We start from the raw sequence: 2663 nt of genomic DNA on the forward strand, positions 1-2663 counted from the left end.
GCGCGAACTGCTCGCCCTCGCCGATGTTGATGGGCTTGATCCGGTAAGGCACTTGCGCCTCTTCCAGGAACAAGGTGATCTTGTGGCCGTTGGGCGTGGTCCAGTAGTACAGGTCGATCATGTCGGGCCTCGTGGTGTTCTCCGGCAAGTGTGCACGCCAAGGAGATCACCCGATCCGACTGGGGATACTCAGCGGGTTGGACAAGTTGGCGTTCAACCCGGTGGGCTTGCCCTGGGCACCGTTCAGCGCAGCAAGCGGCCGATCACCAAGCCCGCAACGACGGCGATCATGACGCTGCTCAGCGGTCGATTCCGGATGGGTTGACCGACGGACCTGACCCAGGCGTCGCGTTTTTCTCCCAATGCCTCGGCTCTTGCCGCGGCATGGTCAACCACATGGTGGGCTGCCTTAGCCAATCGTTCGACCGCGTCGTTCGCCCTGAGTCGTTCAGTGGCTGGAATGGTGAGGGTCATGGTGGAGTCTCCTGATGTTGACAGAGATGCCTGTGACTCGGCAAACCGCATGCCGAAGCGGTTCACCATGAAGACTCTGCGCATGATTCTCAGCTTTACTTCTTCACAGGGATGGGCCTGGCCCGGTCCACCGCCACGGCCGTGACGCTGTTCTGCGGCGAGCCTTCAATGACGCGGTCTGAGTAGGTCAGGTAGACCAGGGTGTTGCGCTTGGCGTCCACCATGCGCACGATGCGCAGCTTCTTGAACACCAGCGAGATGCGTTCGCTGAAGACTTCTTCCTGAACCGGCAGCGGGCCGCTGATGGTGATGGGGCCCACTTGGCGGCAAGCGATGGAGGCCTCCGACTTGTCCTCGGCCAGGCCCAACGCGCCCTTGATGCCGCCCACCTTGGCCCGAGAAACATAGCAGGTCACACCAGCCACTTTGGGGTCGTCGTGCGCATCGACCACGATCTTGTGATCAGGCCCGATGAACTTGAACACGGTATCGACTGCGCCAATGGATTCAGCGTGAACGAAGGTCGAGGCGGTCAGCAGCGCCAACGCCAGGATTCTTTTCATGGTTTGTCCTGAACCGTTGGGCAACGGTAGGTTTTGGCCACGACGGTGGTGCTGGTGTAGTCCACGTCGGGTCGGTCCCACACCACGTGCGTGGCGCCTTGCGCATCGGCCCGTCCCAGCAATTCTTGCTTGACGTCGTTGGCGCCCTTCAGCGCAAAAAAGCCGGACAGGCCGGAGCTGCCGCTGATCTCGCCCAGGTACTGGCAGCGGGCCACGGCGCCGGCCTCGCTGGCAAGCACCGACCCGGCGTAACGCGGGCTGGACATGGAGCCGCAAGCGGCCAGACCGCCCGTGGCGGCCAAGAGGAGGGTGAGGCGCAGGTGTTTCATGCGCCCACTGTAGCCTGATAAAATCAAGGCGTCAGTCTTCACGGGCTGACAGCGTTCTCAGCCCTGGGTCCACCACAGCGTCGCGCTGACCACACCTGTGACCGCGCCCAGCAGCGCCACGCCCGCCAGCCACACGACCCTGACCCGGTTCGTCTCGATGCGTTGGATGAGCTGGGCGTTTTGTTCCGCCAAGGCTTTGATCAATTCGGACGAGGCCACCAATTGCTCGTGGGCCTGGGCAGCACTGGCCTCCAGGGCCGCCACACGGCCTTCCAGCACCACCATGGCTTGAGCTGGCGGTGACGACGACGATGCCGTCGTTGCGTCAGTGGCAGCGGGGGCGGGTGTGGCCGGCTTCTTCGACACGGTACTCCACAGCTTCTTGGCGCCTTCCGCCACCTTGGGCGCATTGCTGATCACGTCCGACCAGGGAACCGCTTGCAAAACCGTGAGCCAACCAATCGCCATGGAACGTCCTTCGGTGAATTTTTTCAAGCTGGGGCTGCCCATTCTGTCACTCTGAGGCGCAGCCTGCATCAGGCCTGTCGCTGGCTGCTCAGCGCAGGGTCGATTGACCATGGAAACAAGACAAGCTCGCCATGCCCATCACAGGAAGCTGCCATTGCGGACAAGTCAAGTTCATCATTGAGGGCGACAGTCCGGCGTTTGAGCCCGATGGCCAATGGGGTGGCCACACCCGCCGCATGGGCGCCGGTCACCCTGCTGGATGGCAAGAATCTTTGGTAAAAGGCGGCTGAGGTGCAGTAAAAAAACGCTCGATGAGCAGAACTTCTGATTTTTCATGCACAAAATTTTCTCATCTGGCCACCAAGGCCTGCCCGCCCTGCGCGGAGGCCTCCTGGCCCTGTTGGCCGCCGTCCTCTTTGGCATCAGCACGCCCCTGGTTCAACGCCTGGGGGTGAGCATCGGCACGTTCTCGACCGCCGGCTTGTTGTACGCGGGCGCATCGCTGATGGGTTTTGGCTTGCGGCGAAGGGTTGAGCGCGAGGCTCAGGTGAAAGGCGGCGATGCCCCTCGTCTGGCGCTGATGGCCCTGTTTGGCGCCATGATCGGGCCGGTGGCCTTGGCCTGGGGCTTGCAGCACACCAGCGGCACCAGCGCCTCACTGATGCTGGCCCTGGAAGCCGTTTTCACCGCGGTGCTGGCCTGGCTTTGGTACGACGAAACCATCGACCGCCGAGTGATGTTGGCGATGACCTTGCTGACGCTGGGTGGCATGGTGTTGGTGCTTGATCGCACCGATGCGGGCCGCAGTCAGGTGGCTGGTTTGTTGGCC

Annotated in this window: 5 protein-coding genes and 1 pseudogene; 1 reads left to right on the forward strand and 5 read right to left on the reverse strand. The window is 62.4% G+C overall.

The window, feature by feature from the left end; translation table 11 throughout:
* The 5 genes and pseudogenes from H7225_RS17125 to H7225_RS17145 all read right to left on the reverse strand — a co-directional run.
* Window positions 1-121: pseudogene (locus tag H7225_RS17125) on the reverse strand (thiol:disulfide oxidoreductase); the annotation flags it as partial.
* 122 nt (window positions 122-243) lie between these two features.
* Window positions 244-474: a hypothetical protein gene (locus H7225_RS17130; RefSeq protein WP_290664024.1), complete on the reverse strand. Its 231-nt coding sequence runs from the start codon at window positions 472-474 to the stop codon at window positions 244-246.
* A gap of 95 nt (window positions 475-569) precedes the next feature.
* On the reverse strand, window positions 570-1037 hold the full coding sequence (locus tag H7225_RS17135) for a CreA family protein (RefSeq protein WP_290664026.1): 468 nt from the start codon (window positions 1035-1037) through the stop codon (window positions 570-572).
* Window positions 1034-1366, reverse strand: a complete 333-nt coding sequence (locus H7225_RS17140) for a hypothetical protein (RefSeq protein WP_290664028.1) — start codon at window positions 1364-1366, stop codon at window positions 1034-1036. Before H7225_RS17140 ends, H7225_RS17135 begins: the two co-directional genes overlap by 4 nt.
* Before the next feature lie 57 nt (window positions 1367-1423).
* Window positions 1424-1834 (reverse strand): hypothetical protein, encoded by a 411-nt coding sequence (locus tag H7225_RS17145; RefSeq protein ID WP_290664030.1) that lies wholly within the window; start codon window positions 1832-1834, stop codon window positions 1424-1426.
* Between the two features lie 334 nt (window positions 1835-2168).
* Between H7225_RS17145 and H7225_RS17150 the strand changes: the two genes are divergently transcribed.
* Window positions 2169-2663 (forward strand): DMT family transporter (locus H7225_RS17150; protein WP_290664032.1); only part of this gene is annotated, 495 nt, incomplete at its 3' end.

This window comes from Aquabacterium sp. (assembly GCF_014378415.1).
In the GTDB taxonomy this organism is placed as follows: domain Bacteria; phylum Pseudomonadota; class Gammaproteobacteria; order Burkholderiales; family Burkholderiaceae_C; genus Aquabacterium.